The sequence below is a fragment of the Bacillus proteolyticus genome (genome assembly GCF_001884065.1).
In the GTDB taxonomy this organism is placed as follows: Bacteria; Bacillota; Bacilli; order Bacillales; family Bacillaceae_G; genus Bacillus_A; species Bacillus_A proteolyticus.
On sequence record NZ_MACH01000008.1, the window covers coordinates 14,833 to 37,509 of the forward strand.

The 22,677-nt window shown below is 34.8% G+C and carries 17 protein-coding genes and 2 pseudogenes; 14 read left to right on the plus strand and 5 right to left on the minus strand.

What is annotated here, in order from left to right:
* Positions 1 to 4: 4 nt before the first annotated feature.
* On the minus strand, positions 5 to 565 hold the full coding sequence (locus BAQ49_RS01855; protein WP_071743975.1) for a DUF1836 domain-containing protein: 561 nt from the start codon (positions 563 to 565) through the stop codon (positions 5 to 7).
* 164 nt (positions 566 to 729) lie between these two features.
* On the opposite strand from BAQ49_RS01855, the gene trhA reads away from it, so the two are divergent.
* Both trhA and galE read left to right on the plus strand, forming a co-directional pair.
* Positions 730 to 1,377 (plus strand): PAQR family membrane homeostasis protein TrhA, encoded by a 648-nt coding sequence (trhA, locus tag BAQ49_RS01860; RefSeq protein ID WP_071743976.1) that lies wholly within the window; start codon positions 730 to 732, stop codon positions 1,375 to 1,377.
* Between the two features lie 184 nt (positions 1,378 to 1,561).
* Complete coding sequence (gene galE / locus BAQ49_RS01865) at positions 1,562 to 2,578, plus strand: UDP-glucose 4-epimerase GalE (protein ID WP_071743977.1); 1,017 nt, start codon at positions 1,562 to 1,564, stop codon at positions 2,576 to 2,578.
* Between the two features lie 54 nt (positions 2,579 to 2,632).
* On the opposite strand, the pseudogene pelG reads toward galE, so the two are convergent.
* Positions 2,633 to 3,037: pseudogene (gene pelG, locus BAQ49_RS01870) on the minus strand (exopolysaccharide Pel transporter PelG); the annotation flags it as partial.
* On the opposite strand from pelG, the pseudogene BAQ49_RS01875 reads away from it, so the two are divergent.
* The 5 genes and pseudogenes from BAQ49_RS01875 to BAQ49_RS01900 all read left to right on the plus strand — a co-directional run.
* A pseudogene (locus BAQ49_RS01875) lies at positions 3,028 to 3,213 on the plus strand (endo alpha-1,4 polygalactosaminidase); the annotation flags it as partial. The pseudogenes pelG and BAQ49_RS01875 overlap by 10 nt on opposite strands.
* Positions 3,214 to 3,651: 438 nt before the next feature.
* Positions 3,652 to 4,242, plus strand: coding sequence for an AmiS/UreI family transporter (locus BAQ49_RS01880; protein WP_071743979.1), 591 nt, complete (start codon positions 3,652 to 3,654; stop codon positions 4,240 to 4,242).
* Positions 4,243 to 4,343: 101 nt separating this feature from the next.
* Entirely contained in the window at positions 4,344 to 5,222 is an 879-nt protein-coding gene (locus BAQ49_RS01885) for an NAD-dependent epimerase/dehydratase family protein (protein ID WP_071743980.1), read from the plus strand.
* Between the two features lie 379 nt (positions 5,223 to 5,601).
* Positions 5,602 to 6,672 (plus strand): nitric oxide synthase oxygenase, encoded by a 1,071-nt coding sequence (locus tag BAQ49_RS01895; RefSeq protein ID WP_071743981.1) that lies wholly within the window; start codon positions 5,602 to 5,604, stop codon positions 6,670 to 6,672.
* Positions 6,673 to 7,034: 362 nt separating this feature from the next.
* Positions 7,035 to 8,603 (plus strand): BCCT family transporter, encoded by a 1,569-nt coding sequence (locus tag BAQ49_RS01900; RefSeq protein WP_071743982.1) that lies wholly within the window; start codon positions 7,035 to 7,037, stop codon positions 8,601 to 8,603.
* A gap of 136 nt (positions 8,604 to 8,739) precedes the next feature.
* Here the strand turns inward: BAQ49_RS01900 and BAQ49_RS01905 are convergent, their stop codons facing one another.
* Entirely contained in the window at positions 8,740 to 10,038 is a 1,299-nt protein-coding gene (locus BAQ49_RS01905) for an MFS transporter (protein WP_071743983.1), read from the minus strand.
* Positions 10,039 to 10,366: 328 nt separating this feature from the next.
* Between BAQ49_RS01905 and lytS the strand changes: the two genes are divergently transcribed.
* The 6 genes from lytS to msrB all read left to right on the plus strand — a co-directional run bounded on the left by lytS (position 10,367) and on the right by msrB (position 16,584).
* Complete coding sequence (lytS, locus tag BAQ49_RS01910; protein ID WP_071743984.1) at positions 10,367 to 12,136, plus strand: two-component system sensor histidine kinase LytS; 1,770 nt, start codon at positions 10,367 to 10,369, stop codon at positions 12,134 to 12,136.
* Positions 12,114 to 12,854 (plus strand): LytR/AlgR family response regulator transcription factor, encoded by a 741-nt coding sequence (locus tag BAQ49_RS01915; RefSeq protein ID WP_071743985.1) that lies wholly within the window; start codon positions 12,114 to 12,116, stop codon positions 12,852 to 12,854. Before lytS ends, BAQ49_RS01915 begins: the two co-directional genes overlap by 23 nt.
* 133 nt (positions 12,855 to 12,987) lie before the next feature.
* Positions 12,988 to 13,419: an antiholin-like murein hydrolase modulator LrgA gene (lrgA, locus tag BAQ49_RS01920; protein ID WP_071743986.1), complete on the plus strand. Its 432-nt coding sequence runs from the start codon at positions 12,988 to 12,990 to the stop codon at positions 13,417 to 13,419.
* Positions 13,420 to 13,455: 36 nt separating this feature from the next.
* The gene (gene lrgB / locus BAQ49_RS01925) at positions 13,456 to 14,148 is read left to right on the plus strand and encodes an antiholin-like protein LrgB (RefSeq protein WP_071151678.1); all 693 of its coding nucleotides are present in this window, start codon (positions 13,456 to 13,458) and stop codon (positions 14,146 to 14,148) included.
* 339 nt (positions 14,149 to 14,487) lie between these two features.
* Positions 14,488 to 15,522: an AI-2E family transporter gene (locus BAQ49_RS01930; RefSeq protein WP_071743987.1), complete on the plus strand. Its 1,035-nt coding sequence runs from the start codon at positions 14,488 to 14,490 to the stop codon at positions 15,520 to 15,522.
* Positions 15,523 to 15,618: 96 nt separating this feature from the next.
* Complete coding sequence (gene msrB, locus BAQ49_RS01935; RefSeq protein ID WP_071743988.1) at positions 15,619 to 16,584, plus strand: peptide-methionine (R)-S-oxide reductase MsrB; 966 nt, start codon at positions 15,619 to 15,621, stop codon at positions 16,582 to 16,584.
* A gap of 27 nt (positions 16,585 to 16,611) precedes the next feature.
* Here msrB and BAQ49_RS01940 read toward each other — a convergent pair whose 3' ends face one another.
* Positions 16,612 to 19,728 carry an efflux RND transporter permease subunit gene (locus BAQ49_RS01940; RefSeq protein ID WP_071743989.1) on the minus strand — a complete coding sequence of 1,039 codons (3,117 nt, stop codon included), beginning with the start codon at positions 19,726 to 19,728 and terminating at the stop codon, positions 16,612 to 16,614.
* A gap of 301 nt (positions 19,729 to 20,029) precedes the next feature.
* Here BAQ49_RS01940 and BAQ49_RS01945 point away from each other — a divergent pair, with 301 nt between their 5' ends.
* A complete protein-coding gene (locus tag BAQ49_RS01945) occupies positions 20,030 to 20,905 on the plus strand; it encodes a TetR/AcrR family transcriptional regulator (RefSeq protein ID WP_071743990.1) in 876 nt (291 codons plus the stop codon).
* 133 nt (positions 20,906 to 21,038) lie between these two features.
* Here the strand turns inward: BAQ49_RS01945 and BAQ49_RS01950 are convergent, their stop codons facing one another.
* Positions 21,039 to 22,592 carry an ABC-F family ATP-binding cassette domain-containing protein gene (locus BAQ49_RS01950; protein WP_071743991.1) on the minus strand — a complete coding sequence of 518 codons (1,554 nt, stop codon included), beginning with the start codon at positions 22,590 to 22,592 and terminating at the stop codon, positions 21,039 to 21,041.
* Between the last annotated feature and the right edge of the window lie 85 nt (positions 22,593 to 22,677).

The following is a 22,677-nucleotide window of genomic DNA, read 5'->3' on the forward strand; positions in this document are numbered from 1 at the left end:
TTGTTCAAGATTCTTTGAGATCATCAACTAATTTTTCTGCTAAACGTCTATACATATTACTCATAGTCACGAAGGATGTTAGTAATAAAAACTTTTCTAGTGTTGGATCTTCTAAGGAAGAAACCTCATTTACTTCCGTAACACGCTTATTTACGTCTTGCTTAAAGCTTTCCACATTGGTTTCAGTAAGAGAAAGATAATCTTTATATAGAGTATTTAATTCGAATGTATCATCGTTTATTAACGGTGCATTTATATTTTCTAAGGAGCTTTTTATATCATTAATGGAAAGTGCTCCTTTTAATTGATAAATTAAGCTGATTAAAATCATATGTTCTTTTGAATACTTTTTATTTTTGATAGGGATGAATAGTTTCCCTTTTGCGTAATTGTTAATCATTGTTTTTGTTAATACTTTTTCATCATCAGTTCTCGTTGTATCCGCATAAGTATTCTCAAATAGTTGAACGACTTGATCTACATATAAGTCGACATTTGGGATATCCTCAAGTTTAATATTTTTTTCTAAATGTAATGATTCAAGTAATTTATTTATATTTTCCACGTAGAACCCCTCACTTTTATAACTTAGTGGAACTTAATGTTTAGTATATCTTTAAATATGGTATTACGAAACAAATGAAATGTAAATGTTGACCCGTATGAATAATATATATATAATTACAAGTAGTTATTAAAACTACATGTAATTATATGAGGGGTGTTTATATGAATGCTTATGTAAGAGAACCGGTTAATGCATTTACTCACTTAGGAGGAGCTGTATTATCATTTATTGCATTATTAGCTATGATTGTGAAGGTTTCTGTTAAGATGCCATCTTTTGCTGCAATTACAGCTGTTATTTTATTTGGTATCGGGATGATGGTCCTTTATATGGCATCAGCTGTGTATCATAGTGTTGTAGCGAGTGAACGGGTTATTTATTTCTTTAGGAAGCTAGATCATTCTATGATTTTTATATTAATTGCAGGTACATATGCACCCTTTTGCTTAATTACATTAAATTCGGCAAATGGTTTGCTATTATTTTGTTTAGTTTATGCAACTGCGATTTGTGGTATTGTTTTTAAAATGTTTTGGTTTAATTGTCCAAGATGGTTATCGACAGCAATTTATCTTCTGATGGGTTGGTTAATTGTTCTATTCTTTGCACCGCTAGCTGAGAATTTAAGTACAGGAGGTGTTCTTTTCCTAGTACTTGGAGGTATTTTTTATACGATCGGTGGGTTTATTTATGGTGCGAAGCCAAAATGGTTGGAGTTTAAATATATGGGACACCATGAAATTTTTCATGTTTTTGTATTGTTAGGTAGTCTTGCGCATTTTCTAAGTGTATATTGTTACGTAATTTGATCAAAAAACGCCACGCGATGTCTGTTATGTGGCGTTTTTTTAATATCTGATTGGAATCATGTATTATATAAAATAAGTATGGGATAAAATGTAAGTTTCTGTGTTCGCATAATAAACATAGGATAAGAAATATGTGATATACTTTGAGAAGTTTATAATGAATGAAATATGGAGGACTATAATTATGGCAATACTTGTAACAGGTGGAGCAGGATATATTGGTAGTCATACATGCGTAGAATTACTAAATAACGGTTACGAAATTATAGTAGTAGATAATCTTTCGAATAGCTCAGTAGAGTCTATAAATCGAGTGAAAGAGATAACAGGAAAACAGTTTAAGTTTTATAAAGAAGATATTTTAAATCGCGAAGCACTGGATACGATTTTTGAAGAAAATACAATTGAAGCTGTTATTCACTTTGCAGGCTTTAAGGCCGTAGGAGAATCAGTAGCAATTCCGTTAACGTATTACCATAACAACATTACAAGCACATTAGTGCTATGTGAAGTGATGCAGAAGCATGATGTGAAGAAGATGATCTTCAGTTCGTCTGCAACAGTGTATGGTATCCCAGAAACATCACCAATTACGGAGGAGTTTCCATTAAGTGCAACAAATCCATATGGTCAAACAAAATTAATGATTGAGCAAATTATGCGTGATATAGCATTTGCGGATGCAGGATGGAGCATTGCATTACTTCGTTACTTCAACCCATTTGGCGCGCATGAAAGTGGGCGTATTGGAGAAGATCCAAATGGAATTCCAAATAACTTAATGCCATATGTAACACAAGTAGCGGTAGGGAAGTTAAAGGAATTAAGTGTATTTGGAAATGACTACCCAACAAAAGATGGCACGGGTGTCCGTGATTATATTCATGTTGTAGACTTAGCAAATGGCCATGTGAAGGCGCTTGAAAAGGTACTTGGCACTACTGGGATAGATGCATACAATCTCGGTACAGGTACTGGTTATAGTGTATTAGAAATGGTTGAAGCATTTGAAAAAGTTTCAGGCAAGGAAGTTCCTTATAAAATTACGGAACGTCGTCCTGGTGACGTTGCAGTATGTTTTGCAGATGCATCAAAAGCGAAGCGTGAGTTAGGATGGGAAGCACTACGCGGGTTAGAAGAGATGTGTGCAGACTCTTGGAGATGGCAATCAAATAACAAAAGTGGCTATCTAGAAGTTTAATAAACAGATAAAAAAATGACCTTTGCATAAGCAAGAGGTCATTTTTTTATCTGTTTATTTTCCATTAAGTTTATTGCCCAGTTTAGTAAAGAAAGTTCGCTGTTTCATAGAAGTGTTTGACTGACAAAATGTATAGTAGTCAATATCTTTAATATAAGTAAAGAGTCTAGAAATAGCATATAAGAATGTAATAGAAGATCCGAGTGCAAAACTAATACCGTAACCATCGAATCCAAATGGTAGTAGAAGAAGACTTAACAACAGGTTTGCAAAAAAGAACAGAGCCGATGTTCGAAATGCCCCTTTACGATCTTCAAAATATAAGAGTAGTAACGTAATAACAAGAACCATACCGTTTGCATAAGCACCAATTATAGTCAGCTGCAAAATAGAGTATTCAAGTGTTACGTTTCCAGATTGTGAACTAAACATCCATATTATAAAAATGATGGGAAGACTTCAATAAACAAGTTATTGCGAAAGATGAATGGAGTCAAAATTGGATGCGCTATTTTAAACAACAAAGTAATAAAATTGTAACGTTTACCGTTACTCCAAATAACGTATCTAAAAAATATAGTTCTATAAATGGATTTATTCCCACAATTAATCCGAATGATATTTATGATAAATAGCAATTATTAGGAATGAGAAACTATCAAGATTGACTATGACAGTTTAGGTCAGTAATACGATTATCTTATAAAGATGAATGTATTACTGACCAGCACATTCTATAATATTCTATGTTAGAAATTAGTAGAGTGAGATAGGAACAATGCATTATCCTATTAATTTTTTATAGAAATAAAAAACGTAATATTGAAAAGAATTCCAATACTTGTATCATGGTCAGAGTACGTTTATAATCAAGGAATCCTATTTAATGTTTAGATAGGGTTATTTATTATTGAAAGCGTTTTAAAATCGGGCTTTTTTAAGGTAGGAAGTCTGACTTATTTAGATTGAAAATTATGTATGTAGTTTTAAATAAGAAGAAAAATAATAAAGGATCACTTTATATTGTGGGGAGGTTAAGGGTGTGAAAGAGAAAGACTTTCACACGAATATATATGGGTTACGTAGGATTATTACTTTCAGGTGCAGCTTTATTTTTAAATAGTCTTGTTATATTGGGCAAAGTAGAGATGAAAAGCGCAGGTGTCTTTAATTTATTTGTAGGGGCATTACAAATTATTATACCGTTTTATTTAATTATGATTTCTGATCAAAGTAATTGGACGGTATATTCATATGCAGCTACCTTTTTATTTGGTTTAACTTATTTATATGTAGGCATTACTTTTATTAAAGGAATGGATAGTAGTGGACTAGGCTGGTTCTGTATTTGGGTAGCAATTATTGCCCTATTCTATATGGTCGTTTCATTTGTTCAATTCCACGATGTTGTTAATGCGTTAACATGGTTTATGTGGGCATTACTTTGGTATTTATTCTTTGTGTTAAATGCACAAAAAAAGAATATCAATCAATATCTTGGCAGAATTGCCTTTGTACAATCATGGGTAACATTGACGTTGCCTTCACTCTTTTATTTTATGGGAGTATGGGGAGAGGGATTCGTATATGAACTATGGGTTTATGTATCAGTAATTTCTATTTTATATTTCTGCTATTGTATTTTTAAATATCGAGTACGTTAAAGTATCGTATGTAAGAAAGCATGGAATCTTGATAATGATTCCATGCTTTTTGTTTATATGTAGGTTTATAATTAAGGTAGTATTTTACAAAATAGGGGATGATGAAAGTGAAAAAAGTGTTGGTTCTAGGGGGAACAAGGTTTTTTGGTAAGCAGTTAGTAGAAGCGCTTTTACAAGAGGGGCACGATATAACAATTGCAACACGAGGATTTACGGAGGATTCTTTTGGGGATACGGTAAAAAGAATTGTAGTAGATAGAGAAGACGAAAAGTTACTGGAAGAGAGGTTGGAAGGTAAATGCTATGATGTTGTATACGATAATTTATGCTATAGCTCGAATGCTGCGGAAGTTATATGTAAAGTATTACGTGGTAAGGTGAAAAAATATGTTACGACATCCTCAATGGCGGTTTATGAGCCTACATTAAACTTGCAAGAAGAAGACTTTAATCCGTATAAATATTCAATTACGTATGGAGATAGAGGGGACTTCACTTATGGTGAGGGGAAGAGATTGGCGGAAGCAGTGTTGTTTCAACGAGCAACATTTCCTGTCGTTGCGGTACGATTTCCCGTTGTTATTGGAGAAAATGATTATACGAAGAGATTACAGTTTTACGTTGAAAATGTTGTGAAACAAGAACCTATTGTCGTGGATCGTTTAGAAGGGAAATTGTCGTTCATACATGAAAAAGAAGCTGGAGAGTTTTTAGCATGGTGCGGAATGGAAAACATAGAAGGACCAATTAATGCTTGTAGCAACGGGGTAGTTTCTACTGGAGAAGTTATTCATTTCATAGAAGAAAACACGGGAATAAAAGCACTTATTCAAGAAGTAGGAGATAATATAGCACCTTATAATGAAGTGACTAATTGTACGTTACATAATGGAAAGGCTCGTGAATTAGGATTTTCATTCCGAGAATTAAATGCAGAAATAAAAAACGTTTTACAGCATTACATAAACAGATTGAAGTAATTATAAATCCCCCGGTGGCAATCAGGGGGATTTAGGAGGATTTCAACAATACTAGTTTTACATTACCAAATTTACCTTACACGCATGATGAATGGCAGGTATCATCAATATATGGATCTAGTTCACCATAGCCTTATGAAAGATTGGGTAATTGAAAAAACATGCAATTACCGACTTTCTACTCAAAAAGTTGGTTTAGGTAAAAATAATTTCCTTAAGTCAAAAATACACTTGTTTTTTCGAAAGTCAACAATAATTCTAAAAATCTTCTGACAAATATTACGATAAAAGTAACACTTCCACTTTCGTTTGTGACTCTTATCTTTTTTGCTTATACTGTAAAGTAGTAGTGTCTTGTTGAGATAGAAGGAGATTGTTTATGAGTAAAACGAAACAATTAATAGAGGAAGCAAGTGACTTTATTACTATTTGCTATAAGGAACTTAATAAAGAGCAATTAATAAAAGAGCGTATGGAAGAAATTTCAATAGAGATAGAAAAGACGGGCACGTATGAGCATACATTTGAAGAGCTTGTTCATGGATCACGGATGGCATGGCGTAATAGTAATAGATGCATTGGGAGATTGTTTTGGAGTAAGATGCACATATTAGATGCGCGTGAAGTAAATGATGAAGAAGGTGTATATAATGCATTAATTCATCATATTAAATATGCGACGAATGATGGGAAAGTTAAACCGACAATTACGATTTTTAAGCAATATCAAGGTGAAGAGAATAATATACGACTTTATAATCATCAATTAATTCGATATGCAGGATACAAAACGGAAATGGGAGTAATCGGTGACTCACACTCTGTCGCATTTACTGATTTATGCCAAAGTCTTGGGTGGCAAGGAGAAGGCACAAACTTTGACGTATTACCACTTGTATTTTCTATTGATGGAAAAGAGCCTGTATATAAAGAAATTCCTAAAAAAGAAGTGAAAGAGGTACCAATTGAACATCCAGAATACCCAATTTCATCACTAGAAGTAAAATGGTATGGGGTACCAATGATTTCAGATATGCGTTTAGAGATTGGCGGTATTTCTTATACGGCAGCCCCATTTAATGGGTGGTATATGGGGACTGAAATTGGTGCTCGTAATTTAGCGGATTATGACCGTTATAATTTGCTTCCAGTGGTTGCAGAGATGATGAATTTAGATACTTCCAGAAATAGTACGTTATGGAAAGACAAAGCGTTAATTGAGTTGAATATAGCTGTTTTACATTCTTTCAAAAAGCAAGGAGTTAGCATTGTAGATCACCATACAGCAGCCCAGCAATTTCAGCAGTTTGAGAGGCAGGAAGTTGCTTGTGGACGGGTTGTAACTGGCAACTGGGTATGGTTAATTCCTCCATTATCACCTGCTACAACCCATATTTATCATAAACCGTATCCGAATGAAATTTTGAAGCCGAATTTCTTTCATAAATAATATTTAGTATAGGGGTTTTTTCTGCAAAATATAATTTTTTTAATTACTGTTACGTAGCAAATGGAAGCCTTTACTCTCGGTTATTTTTGGAAGGGGCTTTTTGAACCAAGGAGTTCCTTATGCTATAATCAAATTTCTGTTTCGAAGACCTTATAGAAATATAAGGTCTTTTGTTTTGCGATTTTATGTAAGAGGAATAGAATATTCTTTTAAAATAAAGGATTTAGCATATTTTTAGGGACAACATAAGTGTGTGTGAAATCATTAAATCGTTATGTTTATATAATTATTGTGTTTAGGATATAAACAATAAAACATAATGAAGTTGTTTTTTTAGATTGCTGAGGAAGGAGGAAGTGTAAATGAGGATGAAGAGTCGAAAAACAGATTGGCCTGTATTTCTTATTAGTGGTGGCTCACTTTTATTATTTGTAATTGCAGTTTTTTTAAATAAAAGTTACGTAGAGGGAGTCATTAATAGCAGTTTTGCAGCTTCAATTAAATATTTTGGTGCCTTTTGGCAAGTTTTATTAATTGGTACATTTGTGGTTGCTATGTGTATGGCATTCTCGAAATATGGGAGAGTTAAACTTGGGGGGTTAGAAAAACCTGAGATTAGTACGACAAAATGGCTCGCTATTATTATGTCTACATTGCTTGCCGGAGGTGGTGTTTTTTGGGCAGCGGCAGAGCCGATGTACCACTTGATGACGGTGCCACCAATACATGAAGGTATATCTGCTGGAACGAAAGAAGCAGTCATGCCGGCTTTAGCACAAAGTTACATGCATTGGGGTTTCTTAGCTTGGACGATTTTAGGGACAATTAGTGCAGTAGTCATGATGTATGGGCATTATCATAAAGGGATGCCGTTAAAACCCCGTACACTTTTATATCCTATTTTTGGGGAGAAATTGCGAAAGAGTTTGCTTGGAACAATGATCGATGCGTTTGCCATTATTGCGGTAGCTGCAGGGACGATTGGTCCAATTGGATTTTTAGGACTACAAGCAAGTTATGGATTACAAGCATTGTTTGACATTCCTGATGTGTTTACTACTCAATTAGCCATTATTGTTTGTGTAGTAGCTGTTTCTACTATATCTGCGGTAACAGGAATTGATAAAGGGATTCAAATTATAAGTAATTTAAATGTTAGGTTAGCAGTTTTATTAATGGTATTCGTATTACTGTTTGGACCAGGTGGATTTATTATCGATTCATTTGTTTCTTCGTTTGGATTTTATATAAATGAATTTATTCCAATGAGCACATATCGTGGGGATACAGGTTGGTTAGGATCGTGGACAATCTTTTTCTGGGGATGGTTTATTGGATATGGACCGATGATGGCAATTTTAGTGAGCCGAATTTCAAGAGGAAGAACAATCCGAGAAATTATCGTTGCAATTGGAATTATTGCACCCATTATTACAACGTTTTGGTTTACTATACTAGGGGGATCAGGTGTGTTTTATGAGTTAATGAATCCTGGTTCTATCTCGACCGCATTAAGTGAATCTGGTATGCCAGCAGCTATGATTGCAATTACAGAGCAACTGCCACTCTCTAATATTGTTGGACCGGCATTTCTTTTATTAACAATTTTATTTGTAGTGACAACAGGAGATTCAATGGCCTATTCGATTTCAATGGCAGTGACTGGAGATGGAAATCCTAGAATTAGTTTGCGAGTTTTTTGGTCGCTTATTATGGGCGCAGTTGCAGCGATTCTTTTATACATGGGTGAGGGGAGTATTAACGCCTTACAATCCTTCATTGTAGTGACGGCTGTTCCTGTATCCATTCTGTTATTCCCAATGCTATGGTTAGCGCCTAAAGTTGCAGGAGAATTAGCATTAAAACAAGGTATTGTAAAAGAAGAAGATAAAACTTCCTTCTTGTTCCAAAAAGCTAGTAAATCAAAATAAAAAATAAACAAATTGTATGTTTTATTTTATATAAAAAGAGGAAGCATTTCATTTGAGATGCTTCCTCTTTTCTATTTATCCAACTACTTTTCCTGAAGGGGATAGTACTCGAACAAACATTTCGTATAGTTTTAATCTATTCTAATACTTTATCTTTCGTCTCTGGGACACATAATAGCATCGTAACTAAACCGATTGGGTAAATAATGAAGATTAGAGATAGTGCTCCCATTAAATTACCACCTGCGGCAAGTAATCCGATAATAACAGGTCCAAATCCAGCTAACCCACGTCCTGTACCGAAAATAAAGTTTTCTGCTGTCGAGCGAGCTTCAGCAGGATAGTTTTCAGCTAAAATTGCTCCGAATCCTCCCATCATGCCATTGGCAAAGAATCCAAGCAATGCACTTCCCCATAACAATAATGTTGAGTCTGTGAATAAGAAGAAGTAAATGAGACAGTATATAGTACCACCGATATAATAGATTGTAAAAGTTTTACGGCGACCAATTTTATCGGCTAGAATACCAAAAGTCGCAATTCCAATTAGCATGCCGATCGTAGAGATGAACATCCAACCGCTCGCTTTTGCTAATGTGTAGTTATATTTATTCGCTAAAATAGTTGGCATCCATGTGAAGATTCCATAGTATCCGAAGTTCTGGATGAATGACATAATAATAAGACCAATTGTTGTTATCGTTACTTTTTTATTTGCAAATAACTTTCGAAGTGGGAACTTTTTCATTTGCTTTAGTTGTTCTGCCTCAGTAGTTGTTAAATTACCTTCAGCTTCTTTTTGTAACAATTCTTTTTTGTATCGTTGTTTTTGTTCCCATATTTTCGGTTCACTTAAACTTTTGCGGACGTAAACAGCTAGTAGAGCTGGAATGAGTCCAAATAAGAAAACAGCTCTCCATCCAAAATGCGGGACGATAAATGCCGGAAGGAGTGAAGCGACTAGTACGCCAAATTGCCATCCAAGTGCAACAACGGATGTCGCCTTAGCGCGCATTTCTTTAGACCATGTTTCAGTTACGATGGCCATTCCAATCCCGAATTCACCACCAACTCCCATTCCAACTAAAAAGCGAAGAATTAATAATTGCCAATAATCTGTTGCGAAATAAATGAGTGTTGTTGCTAGTGAGAATAGTAAGATTGTGAAGGCCATCGTACGGATACGCCCAAATAAATCAGCAATAAATCCAAATAAATAAGACCCGATTAGCATTCCTATTGTGGTAGCTAATGTTAAGTTTCCACCTTCAACAGGGCTTAAATGAAATTCTTTTAAAATGTAGACGAGTACGAAAGATAAGAGCAACATATCTAAACCTTCTGCTGCATATCCTAGCGCAGAACCAAACAATGTTTTATATCTTTTCTCTTTTGTCTCCTCTGTTGATGATTGTACATTAGTAGTGACGTTCATCATTACTCCTCCTTATTTTCTTCTACAGTCGCTATGGAAGAATAACAAAAGGCCTTCTCACCTGATATGATGAGAAGGCCAAAAAAGCATACGTATCCCTAAAAAAGACCATACGTATAGTATATTCCGACTTCCTTCTCAACCTCACGGGGTTGGGTTAAAGGACTGTATTATATTACTTTATTTTTAGCACTCTTCTGTTAGATTGTCAAATAAAGAGGGAATTGTTATGTGTAAAATATTTCAAAAGATATTTCATTCTTCTTGACGCACACTTCATTATTTTCCCATAATAAAACTAACTAATATAAAAAGGAATGAATCACAGATGCTAAATTTAGTACTTATGATGATTGAACGTGTCGGACTTATTGTTATTTTAGGATTTTTACTTTCTCATATTAAAACGTTTAGGCGCCTTCTTCATAAGCAAGACGGATATGTAGATAAAATTAAGCTTATTTGTATTTTTTCAGTGTTTACAATTGTAAGCAATTACACAGGGATTGAAATAGCGGGAAATACGATTATGAATGAAAATTGGCTACAAGGTGTTTCTTCATCAAGTACAATTGCGAATACACGTATTATGGGTGTTGGAATTAGTGGATTGCTTGGCGGTCCTATCGTTGGAATTGGAGTAGGATCAATTGCTGGTATTCACCGTTATATGCTTGGTGGGACGACAGCAGCAAGTTGTGCCATCTCGTCAATTTTAGCAGGAGTTATAACGGGTTATATTGGATACATTTTCAAAAAATATAATCGCACAATTACACCTAAATTTTCAGCGATTTTAAGTGTCTTTATCGTTTCTTTAGAAATGGTTATGATTCTATTAATTGTAGAGGATGGAATTAGTATTGTGAAAACAATTGCGATACCGATGATCCTTGTGAATAGTTTCGGGAGTTTTATTTTACTTTCTATGATACAAGCCATTTTGCGTCAGGAAGAGAATGCAAAAGCTCTGCAAACACATAAAGTATTACGAATTGCTGATAAGACATTACCGTATTTTCGCCAAGGGTTAACAGAAGAGTCTTGTAAACATGTGGCACAAATTATTCACCGCTTTACGGGAACGGATGCGGTATCCTTAACAGATACAGAGAAAATCTTAGCTCACGTTGGATTAGCATCAGACCATCATATTCCTTCACACAGTTTAATAACAGGTTTATCAAAATCCGTATTAAAAACAGGGGAAATAATGAAAGCGAAGTCGCGTGAGATGATTAATTGTCAACATGAAGGGTGTCCATTACAAGCGGCGGTTGTTATTCCATTAACTTCACATGGAAATACGATAGGGACATTAAAACTTTATTTTAAAAACTCTAATCAATTAAGTCGTGTTGAAGAAGAGTTAGCGGAAGGGCTGGCGAAAATATTCTCCACACAGCTTGAGTTAGGTGAAGCTGAGTTACAAAGTAAGTTATTGCAGGATGCCGAAATAAAAGCGCTGCAAGCACAAATCAATCCGCATTTTTTATTTAATGCAATTAATACGGTATCAGCTCTATGCCGAACAGATGTAGAGAAAGCGAGAAAATTATTATTGCAGCTTAGCGTTTATTTTCGTTGTAATTTGCAAGGGGCACGCCAATTACTTATTCCATTAGAACAAGAGTTGAATCATGTACATGCATATTTATCGTTAGAGCAAGCGAGATTTCCGAATAAGTATGAAGTGAAGATGTACATTGAAGAAGCACTAAAGGTAACCTTAGTACCACCATTTGTGCTTCAACTATTAGTTGAAAATGCATTACGCCATGCTTTTCCGAAAAAGCAGCCAGTGTGCCAGGTTGAGGTACATGTGTTTGAAAAGGAGGGGATGGTTCACTTTGAAGTGAAAGATAATGGACAAGGGATTGAGAGTGAACGTCTAGAGCAATTAGGAAAAATGGTAGTTCCATCAAAGAAAGGGACGGGAACAGCTTTATATAATATTAACGAACGACTTATCGGGTTATTTGGGAAAGAGACAATGCTTCAAATTGAAAGTGAGTTAGAGCAAGGGACAAAGATCCTCTTTGTAATTCCGAAAAAAGTAGAGGAGGAAAAACGGAGTGTTAAAAGTATTAGTAGTTGATGATGAAATGTTAGCACGGGATGAATTGAAATATTTATTAGAGCAAACGAAAGAAGTAGAGATAATTGGTGAGGCGGATTGTGTAGAGGATGTATTAGAAGAATTAATGAAAAACAAACCAGATATTGTTTTTCTAGATATTCAATTATCTGATGATAACGGATTTGAAATCGCAAATATATTAAAGAAAATGAAAAATCCACCTTCAATTGTGTTTGCTACTGCATACGATCAATATGCGCTGCAAGCGTTTGAGGTAGATGCATTAGATTACATTTTAAAGCCATTTGATGAAGAACGTATCGTACAGACATTAAAGAAATATAAAAAACAAAAGCAAATAAAATTAGAAACAAAGCAAGATGTAAAGAGTGTAGATGTAACGACCGAGATGCATAAATTAGCATTACCAATTGAGGAATCAATTGTACTTATTAATATTGAAGATATTGTTTATGTAGGGCTTGTAGATGGGAAAGTAGCTGTAAAAACAATGAAAGAAACATATGTAACACATGATACACTTGTGATTTTGGAAAAGAAATTACCGCAAACCATTTTTATGCGTGTTCACCGTAGTTTCATTACTAATATTAATCATATTTCTGAGATACAGCCGTGGTTTAATTCCACTTATAACTTAATTATGAAAGAGGGATCTAAAGTCCCGGTTAGCCGTACATATGCAAAAGAACTCAAAAAGCTGCTTCGTATTTAAGAAGTAGCTTTTTGTATTTCATCTGCCTATATTTGTAACTAATTTTGTATATTTGACGTTCCGTTGTGTAAACGCTTACAGTTTTGTTTGTATCTTATACAATAAAGGTACCAAATCGAAAGAGGTGGCCAAAATGAGTACGAAAAAAGTATATGGTTTCTTATCACAAGCATTCATATTTTCAGCTATTATGTTAGTTTCTAATATTATTGCAACACATTTACCAATTCCGATGCCTTCATCGGTAATCGGGTTAGTTGTTTTATTTAGCCTATTATGTCTAAAGGTTATTAAATTGGAGCAAGTTGAATCACTCGGAACGGCTTTAACGGGGATTATCGGGTTTCTTTTCGTCCCATCAGGTATTTCAGTTATTAATTCTCTTGGTGTAATGAGCCAATATTTCGTACAAATCTTAACTGTAATCGTTGTTGCAACAATTATTTTACTTGCTGTAACAGGTTTATTTGCACAATTAATTTTAGGTAAAGATGACAAAGAAACAAAAGATACAAAAGAGTTGAAAGTTGTAAACGAAGGAAGCAAACACGGAAAAGTTGCGTAACTATTTTAGACCATACATGGTTAGGAGGTAATGAACATGACAAGCACAATGACTCCATATTTCGGAATCGTCGTTTCATTAATTGCATACGGAATCGGAACATTTTTATTCAAACACTCAAAAGGATTCTTCTTATTTACACCACTATTCGTAGCAATGGTATTAGGGATTGTATTTTTAAAGGTAGGTAACTTTACTTTTGAAGAATATAATACTGGTGGGAAGATGATTAGTTTCTTTTTAGAGCCAGCAACCATCGCCTTTGCAATTCCATTATATAAACAAGTTGATAAGTTAAAAAAATATTGGTGGCAAATTTTATCGGCTATCGTGGTTGGATCTATTTGTTCAGTGGTTGTCGTGTTCATTGTCGCAAAAGCAATTGGTTTAGATACAGCTGTTATGAACTCGATGTTACCGCAGGCAGCAACAACAGCAATTGCATTACCAATATCTGAAAGTATCGGTGGTATTCCAGCAATTACATCATTTGCAGTTATCTTTAATGCAGTTATCGTATACGCATTAGGAGCTTTATTCTTAAAAACATTTAGAGTAAAACATCCGATCGCTAAAGGTTTGGCTCTTGGAACAGCAGGACATGCGTTAGGGGTTGCAGTAGGTATCGAAATGGGTGAAGTAGAAGCAGCTATGGCAAGTATAGCTGTGACAGTAGTTGGTGTCGTAACAGTGGTAGTTATCCCAATGTTCATTCCATTTATTGGGTGATAAAACTTACTTAAAAAAATATAAAAGCAAGCTATTTGTAGGACGGATTTCTACTGATAGCTTGCTTTTTATGTTACAGTGGTGGTAAGACCTATTTTTAGGAGAGTAAAAATTTCCTTAAATCTTCATTAATACTGTGCATAATGCATTTTGAAATAGGTCATTGTATTGTAAAATAAGAAGTAACATAATATATTAGCACAATTAACGAGCGGTTAGGATTGAAGATAAATTGCTCGCAATGGCTTTAATATTAAAGGATAATTATAAGTAGAGAATAGAGAGAAATCTACTTGTTAACGTTTTACTTTATAGGACAGGAGAGAGTACTCGTCGATTATGCAAATAAAAAACCTGTTTCAAAGCAAAGGATTTCAGAGGTTAATCGTATTAGTATTACTTGCTCTCATATTGTATGGGATGCAAAGTATGTTAAATTTAATTTTAATTACGTTTATGTTGACGTATTTAATGGATCGATTCCAAAAGTTTATTTCTCGTAAATTAGATCATTTCATGCCAATTAATCAGAAAATTATTATAGCGCTTTTATATGTAATGTTAGTGGCTGGAATTGCCATTACTCTATTTAAATATTTACCGGTATTAACAATACAAATTTCACAATTGATTTATCAATTTAATGTATTTTTAAGAAATCCACCTGATAGTGAATTAATTAAGTATGCAGTTAATGCTGTTAATCATATGGAGCTTTCTAAATATGTGGGGCAAGGCGTAGACATTTTGTATAAATCTATTACGAATGTTGGGAAATTTGGCCTTCAAGTTTTACTTTCCGTAATTTTAAGCTTATTTTTCTTACTTGAAAAGGCACGTATCGTTGCTTTTACTTCGAAATTTAAAGAAAGTCGACTTGCAATTTTCTATAACGAAATAGAGTATTTCGGAAAGAAATTTGCACGTTCATTCGGAAAAGTAATCGAAGCACAATTTTTAATTGCAATTGTTAACTGTGTTTTATCTGTTATCGCATTATGGATATTAGGATTCCCGCAATTACTAGGCTTGGCGTTAATGATTTTCTTGCTTGGTTTAATTCCAGTCGCAGGTGTTATCATTTCGTTATTCCCACTTTGTATGATTGCTTACAACATCGGCGGTATTATGTATGTCGTTTATATTTTAATTATCGTAACAGTAATTCATGCGCTTGAGAGCTACGTGTTGAACCCGAAATTTATGTCGCAAAAAACAAACTTACCAATCTTCTACACATTTATGGTATTAATTTTCTCAGAGCATTTCTTAGGTGTGTGGGGACTTATTATCGGTATTCCGATCTTCATTTTCTTATTAGATGTTCTAGACGTGACAAATGATGAAAATGAGAAAGATATTTCTAAAAAATAAAGTAAAGAAAAAGCATCGATATTCGATGCTTTTTCTTTTATAACATCATGTTTCTTATGCCATACTGTAAGGAGAATATAGAATAGGGGTGAAATAATGGCTGTAAATGAAAAAATAGAATTGGCTACGTTTGCTGGAGGGTGTTTCTGGTGTATGGTTTCGCCATTTGAAGAAATGGAAGGGATTATACAGGTCGTTTCAGGTTATACAGGTGGTCATAAAGAAGATCCAACCTATAAAGAAGTTTGTTCAGAAACGACGGGGCATTATGAAGCGGTACAAATTACATTTGATGCAAATAAAATGCCGTATGAAGAGTTGCTTCAAATATATTGGAGACAAATTGATCCAACTGACGTTGGCGGACAATTCCACGACCGCGGACAGTCTTATGAAACAGTGATTTTTTATCATAATGAAGAACAACATAAAAAGGCAGAGGCTTCAAAAGAAGAACTTGCGAAGAGCGAGCACTTTTCCAAGCCAATTGCGACAAAAATATTGCCAGCTACTACGTTTTATCCAGCTGAAGAATATCATCAAGGATATTATAAGAAAAACACATTCCGCTATGAGTTATATCGTAAAGGCTCAGGGCGTGATGCTTTTATAAAACAACATTGGCCGAAGGATAATGCTCATTTAAAAGAAAAGTTAAACGAGATGCAGTTTTATGTAACACAGGAAAATGGAACTGAACCACCTTTTCAAAATGAATACTGGAATCATAAAGAGGAAGGTCTTTATGTAGACATCGTTTCAGGGGAACCGTTATTTACTTCTTTAGATAAATTTGATAGCGGCTGCGGATGGCCAAGTTTTACGAAACCGGTTATGGCAGCTAGCGTGAAAGAAAAAATGGATGTTAGTCATAATATGACGCGCACGGAAGTGAGAAGTAAGGAAGGAGATTCACATCTTGGGCATGTATTTCCAGACGGCCCAGGACCAAATGGCCTTCGTTATTGTATAAACTCAGCAGCCCTTCGATTTATCCCAAAAAGGGAGTTAGAGAAAGCGGGATATGGTGATTGCCTAATCTTGTTTGGAGATAAAAAATAACCTCGCTAACTGCGAGGTTATTTTTTATTATTTTACTTTTTTCTTTTTAAACTTGCTTAATACTTCATAAACGATTGGAACGATAAGAAGTGTTAATAACGTTGAACTTGTTAATCCACCAATTACGGTTACACCAAGTCCTTTAGAAATTAAGCCGCTGCCTTCAAATCCTAATGCAAGCGGGATAAGAGCCCCGATTGTTGCAATGGCAGTCATTAAAATAGGACGCAGGCGTGTTGCACCGGCTTCTAGTAATGCTTCGCGTGTGGATAAACCTTCATTTTCTTTATGAATAACACGGTCAATAAGCACGATTGCGTTTGTTACAACGATACCGATTAACATAAGCGCACCAATCATTGCAGATACACTTAACGTCTCACCAGAGATTAGTAAGGCAACGAGTGCACCAATGATTGTGAATGGTAGTGAGAATAAGATCGCAAATGGTGCAAGGGCACCACCAAATGTAACGACAAGAACGAAGTATACAATGGCAATCGCAGCTAACATCGCTAAGCCAAGTTGTTTGAATGATTCTTGAATATCTTTTGTAACGCCTCCCATAGAAACGTCCACACCAGAAGGAAGGTCCATTTTATCTACTTCTTTTTGAACTGCAGCAGATGCTTTTGAAACGTCATCCGATGTTAATTTCGCACTAACTTCTGCATAAACGCGACCATCACGATGTTTTACTGTATTAGAAGTTTCACCTTCTTTTACAGTCATTACATCTTTAACAGCAATTTCATTGCCAAGTGGTGTTGTAATTTTTCGATTTGTTAAATCATCGATTGTATCATAATTTTGTTTTTCAGCTTCTACATATACATTTACATCTTTACCGTCTTTTTTAATTGTTGTTAAAACAGGACGATCATGTTGATTAGAAAGGCCCATTCCAATTTGAGCGGCCGTTAGACCCATTTTACTTAGCTTTTCTTGATCTGCTACTAAAGTGTACTCTGCATATGTTTTTGCAATACTAGAGTCAACGTCTTTTAAATCTTTATTTTTCTTCATGATATTTTGAAGGTCTTTCACCACAGGCTTAATTTCTTCAGAGCTATCTCCATAAACGTATAGCTTAATTTCGTTACTACCGCCACTTGCTCCGAAATCTTGGTTTTTCCATTCGCCTTTTCCAGACATCTTTTGTAAATCTTTCACGACTTGTTCTTTTTCTTTTTCAAAGTTTTTCGTATTGTTATCATATTGAACGAAGAACATTGCTTGATTTGATTGACCAGGACTCATTGGGTTTTCGCCACCTAATGAGAATTGAATTGTTTTGACGTCTTTATTATTTTGGAAGTGCTTCTCAGCTTTCGTTGCAATTTTTTCAACGTCTTCTAACGTTTGACCTGGCTCTGGATTGTACGTTGCAATAATCATTTTTTCTTCTTCAGAAGGTAAGAAACTTACACCGATAATTGGCACAAGTGCGAGACTACCAACTAATAGAAGGACAGCGATACTGGATGTAATGATTTTATGATTTAAAGCCCATGCAAGTATGCGTTTATAACCGTTTGCTAATTTACTTGGTTTCTCTTCATGATGTACTTCTTTTTCTCTCATGCTCTCTTTCTTAAATAAGGAGTGAGCTAACATTGGTACGATTGTAACGGCCACTAGTAACGATGCTAATAAAGCAAAGACAATAGTTAAGGCGAATGGTAAGAACATCTCACCAATCATACCTTTTACAAGTCCAAGCGGTAAGAATACAGCAATGGTTACAATGGTAGAAGACATGATCGGGATAAACATTTCTTTCGTAGCTTCACGAATTAAATCTTTCCCGCGTAATTTTTCTTCTGATAACGACATACGTCGATAAATATTTTCAATAACAACAATGGAGTCATCGACGACACGTCCGATAGCGACTGTCATTGCTCCAAGTGTCATAATGTTAAGCGTAATATCCATTTGTTTTATTACTAAAACTGCGATTAATAAAGAAAGTGGTATAGAAACGACAGAGATTAGCGTTGTTCGAATGTTTCGCAGGAACAACATAATAATAACAATCGCAAAGATAGCACCGAAAATAGCTTTGCTAAGCATTGTTTCGACTGATTTTTCAATAGGCGCACCTTGATCGAATGTTGAAATAATCTCTAAGTCTTTATATTTTTTCTCAAGGTCTGTTACTTTATCTTTAACTGCATTTACAACATCAACTGTATTCGCATCAGCAGCCTTCACAATTTGAATTCCAATTGCTTCTTTTCCATTTGTTCGAGAAATAGACTCTGCTTTTCCGACTTCTTTAATATCAGCAATGTCTTCTAATGCAACCGTTGGTATGCCGTTCATAGCGGCTGGATTCATCTGTGGTGCTTGTGTTCCGGCACCAGCATTTTGATTACCTTGACCATTTGGTGATGAAGGGATAGCTGGAATTTTTAATTCTTTTAATGCTTTAATTGTTGTAATGTTACCATCTACAACAACTGATTTTTCCGTATCTTTAAATGTATATAAGCCAAGTGGTAACGATACGTCCGAACCTTTAATCATATTTTTTACGGTATCTTCACTTAAACCTAATTCTTTCATCTTATCTTTTTTGAAGACAAGCTGTACCTCGTCTACTTGTTGACCTGCGATTTGAACAGATGCGACACCATCAAGTCCTTTTAATCCAGGAACAACATTTTTTTCTACATTTTCTGTTAACGTAGCTAAAGATTCATTTTTACTCGCTACGCTTAACGAAATAACAGGAAAAGCATTAAAGTTTACTCGAGAAACTTTCGGATCTGTTACGCCTTCAGGAAGTTTCACATTCGCGAGAGCTTCTTTAATTTCTGTTTCGGCCTTTTCCATATTTTTATCAAAATCATACTCTACTTGAATAGAAGATGCGTTTTGAAAAGATGATGAACTAACAACGTTCACACCGCTTAAATTCTGCAGTTGCTCTTCCATCGGTTTTGAAACTTTGTCAGCTACTTCTTCTGGTGTAGCACCAGGATAAACCGTAGTTACTGTTACAATAGGCGTTGTAATATCAGGGATTGTTTCTAACTTCATGTTCATCCCAGAATAAATGCCTGCAATGGTAACAATAATGGTTAGTAGCCAAACCGCGAACTTATTTTTTAACGAGAAATTAATGAGTTTGTTCATGTTTGCGCTCCCTTTTTATTGTATTGACCAACTGGTCAGTCTAATACATAATATAACTGACTGATTGGTCAGTCGTCAATGAAAAGAGATGGTATAATAAATTGAAACTATAAGGGGAGAGATTTTTTTATTATTCCTTACTGAATCATTAGCTTTTATTAATGGAGCTTTTAGGTAAGTAGTAGGCCTAAAAATAACTTTTTGACCCGCTATTGGGGTAGGGGTTTTGCTACTTGCTAATATAAGATTAAATTTACATTTACATAAGATGCGAAATTAAGTTTAGGAGAGAAGATATGATATGAAAGAAAAAGAGCGCTTAATTATAGAGATGGCTATGAAGTTATTTGCGACTAAGGGTGTAAGTGCAACGTCAGTACAAGAGATTGTCACAGCTTGTGGTATATCAAAAGGGGCTTTTTATTTGTATTTTAAATCGAAAGATGAGCTTTTATTAGCGACACTTCGATATTATTATGACAAAATCCAAAAGAAAATGTTGGATATTGAAAAAGAGTCTTTATTACCACGTGAAAAATTTGAAAAGCAGTTATATTTTCAGTTTACTGATGTGCAAAAACATAAAGAATTTATTATTATGCATGCAAGAGAAAATGCTATTCCGTTTAATAAAGAAGTAGAAGAGTTTATGATACGGATGAAGTTAGAATCTCATGCATTTTATCGGAATAGCTTATTGTCTATTTATGGTGAAACGGTCAGTCCATATTTATTAGATTTGGTAATTATGGTGGAAGGGATATGCCACGGTTATTTACAATTGATTATTTTAAATGAACCGGAAATTGATTTCTCTCATGTCGCTTCCTTTATTTTAAAAAGAGTAGACGATTTAGTAGAAGGGCTTCTAGATTCTTCGGAGGAGCCTGTTTTAAATGAAGAAAAGATTGGTGAGCTTTTTTGTAGCTCAGAGCTTATTAAAGAACAGGTGAAAGAGCACTTTTTAAATGAAATTATTATATTAAAACGAACATTAGCAGACCAACTGGAAAATGATGAGGTTTTAGTCACTTTAGATGTTTTAGAATCAGAAATGAGAGTTCAAAATCCTAGGATTCCAGTGATTCGAGGGATGTTAGCGAATTTGGAAGCATATAATGATTTAAAGGATTTTAGAGTAAGGTTAGCTCGATATTATAATATCGAGTTGAAATAATGAAATGTTAGTTTAATCTTTTCGTCGTACTGGCCTGAAGCTAATGAAAGTTTCATTATTATAAAAAAATCCGTTCCTAAGTACTTTCTAGGAACGGATTTTATTTTACAATTATAATGAAATAATTTAAGGCTTATTTATTTTGTTCTGCCCACTCTTCAACATTCCAAGTTTTTGTGATCCAACCTTCATAAAATTCTGGTTCGTGACATACAAGAAGGATTGTCCCTTTATATGCTTTCAGAGCTTTTTGAAGTTCTTCCTTTGCTGTAACATCAAGATGGTTTGTTGGCTCATCGAATAGGATCCAGTTACTTTCTTCACCCATTAGCTTACATAAACGAACTTTTGCTTGTTCGCCACCACTTAATTGATTTAGCGGGCGAGAGATATGCTCATTTTTTAATCCGCATTTCGCTAACATCGCACGAATTTGATGTTGGTCCATGCTAGGGAATGTGTTCCAAACATCATCAATTGGTGTTATATTATCCGCTTTTACTTCTTGCTCAAAGTATGCAGGCTCTAAGAAGTCACCAAGACTTGTTTTACCGCTTAAAGGTTTAATTTTTCCTAAAATCGTTTTTAGTAATGTTGATTTACCGACACCATTACAACCAACGATGGCAATTTTTTCACCGCGTTCAATTGTCATTGTTAGTTTTGGTAATAATGGATGTGTATATCCGATTTCTACATCTTCGCCTTCAAAGACGAAACGACTACTTGCACGAGATTCCTTAAATGAGAATTCCGGCTTAATTGCTGTTTCAGGACGATCAATACGCTCCATGCGATCAAGTTGTTTTTGACGACTCTTTGCACGACCTGTCGTTGAATAGCGAGCCTTGTTCTTCGCGATAAAGTCTTCTTGCTTTTTAATAAACTCTTTCTGCTTTTCATAAGCATTTATATGTTGATTTTTGTTAATTTCTGCTAGTTCTAGGAATTTTTCATATGTCGCTGTATAACGCGTCATTTTTGTAAATTCTAGATGGAAAATAACATCGACACATTTATTCATAAATTCCGTATCATGGGAAATTAATAGGAATGCATGTGGGTATTCCTTTAAATAAGTTGTTAACCAATGAATATGTTCAACATCTAAATAGTTAGTAGGCTCATCTAATAGTAATACTTCTGGTTGTTCAAGTAATAATTTTGCTAGTAATACCTTTGTACGTTGTCCACCACTTAATGCAGCAACATCACGGTCTAAACCGATTGCATCAATTCCAAGACCACGTGCCGCTTCTTCAATTTTAATATCTAATAAATAGAAACCACCTGCTTCGAGGGCATCTTGTATTTCCGCCATCTCCTCAAGAAGTTCCTCTAATTCTTCTGGTGTTGCAGTTCCCATTTTTTCTGCAACTTCATTTAAAGCTTTTTCTTTTTCAAATAAAGGTAAAAATGCGTCAGCTAATACATCACGAATTGTGCGACCAGGTGTTAAAATTGTATGCTGGTCTAAGTAACTGTAATTTGTACCAGGTGTCCATTCTACACGGCCCTCATCATGGATAAGTTGACCAGTAATAATATTCATAAATGTTGATTTACCTACACCGTTTGCACCGACTAATCCAACATGTTCCCCTGCTAGTAAACGCATGGATACATCTTTAAATAATGTGCGATCGCCAAATGTATGGCCTAATTTCTCGACTGTTAATAAGCTCATAGTATCCTCCGTCCATTTCAAAATAGTGTCTTGAATCATGATACTAAATTATTGAGTATAATGCTATCCTTTCAAAATGTATATT

Coding starts and splice junctions, on each gene's coding strand:
- BAQ49_RS01885 (WP_071743980.1), top strand. CDS start 4,344: ATGAAAGTGAAAAAAGTGTTGGTTCTAGGGGGAACAAGGTTTTTTGGT.
- BAQ49_RS01895 (WP_071743981.1), top strand. CDS start 5,602: ATGAGTAAAACGAAACAATTAATAGAGGAAGCAAGTGACTTTATTACT.
- BAQ49_RS01945 (WP_071743990.1), top strand. CDS start 20,030: ATGAAAGAAAAAGAGCGCTTAATTATAGAGATGGCTATGAAGTTATTT.
- msrB (WP_071743988.1), top strand. CDS start 15,619: ATGGCTGTAAATGAAAAAATAGAATTGGCTACGTTTGCTGGAGGGTGT.
- BAQ49_RS01930 (WP_071743987.1), top strand. CDS start 14,488: ATGCAAATAAAAAACCTGTTTCAAAGCAAAGGATTTCAGAGGTTAATC.
- lytS (WP_071743984.1), top strand. CDS start 10,367: ATGCTAAATTTAGTACTTATGATGATTGAACGTGTCGGACTTATTGTT.
- trhA (WP_071743976.1), top strand. CDS start 730: ATGAATGCTTATGTAAGAGAACCGGTTAATGCATTTACTCACTTAGGA.
- BAQ49_RS01905 (WP_071743983.1), bottom strand. CDS start 10,038: ATGAACGTCACTACTAATGTACAATCATCAACAGAGGAGACAAAAGAG.
- BAQ49_RS01880 (WP_071743979.1), top strand. CDS start 3,652: ATGGGTTACGTAGGATTATTACTTTCAGGTGCAGCTTTATTTTTAAAT.
- BAQ49_RS01900 (WP_071743982.1), top strand. CDS start 7,035: ATGAGGATGAAGAGTCGAAAAACAGATTGGCCTGTATTTCTTATTAGT.
- lrgA (WP_071743986.1), top strand. CDS start 12,988: ATGAGTACGAAAAAAGTATATGGTTTCTTATCACAAGCATTCATATTT.
- galE (WP_071743977.1), top strand. CDS start 1,562: ATGGCAATACTTGTAACAGGTGGAGCAGGATATATTGGTAGTCATACA.
- lrgB (WP_071151678.1), top strand. CDS start 13,456: ATGACAAGCACAATGACTCCATATTTCGGAATCGTCGTTTCATTAATT.
- BAQ49_RS01950 (WP_071743991.1), bottom strand. CDS start 22,592: ATGAGCTTATTAACAGTCGAGAAATTAGGCCATACATTTGGCGATCGC.
- BAQ49_RS01940 (WP_071743989.1), bottom strand. CDS start 19,728: ATGAACAAACTCATTAATTTCTCGTTAAAAAATAAGTTCGCGGTTTGG.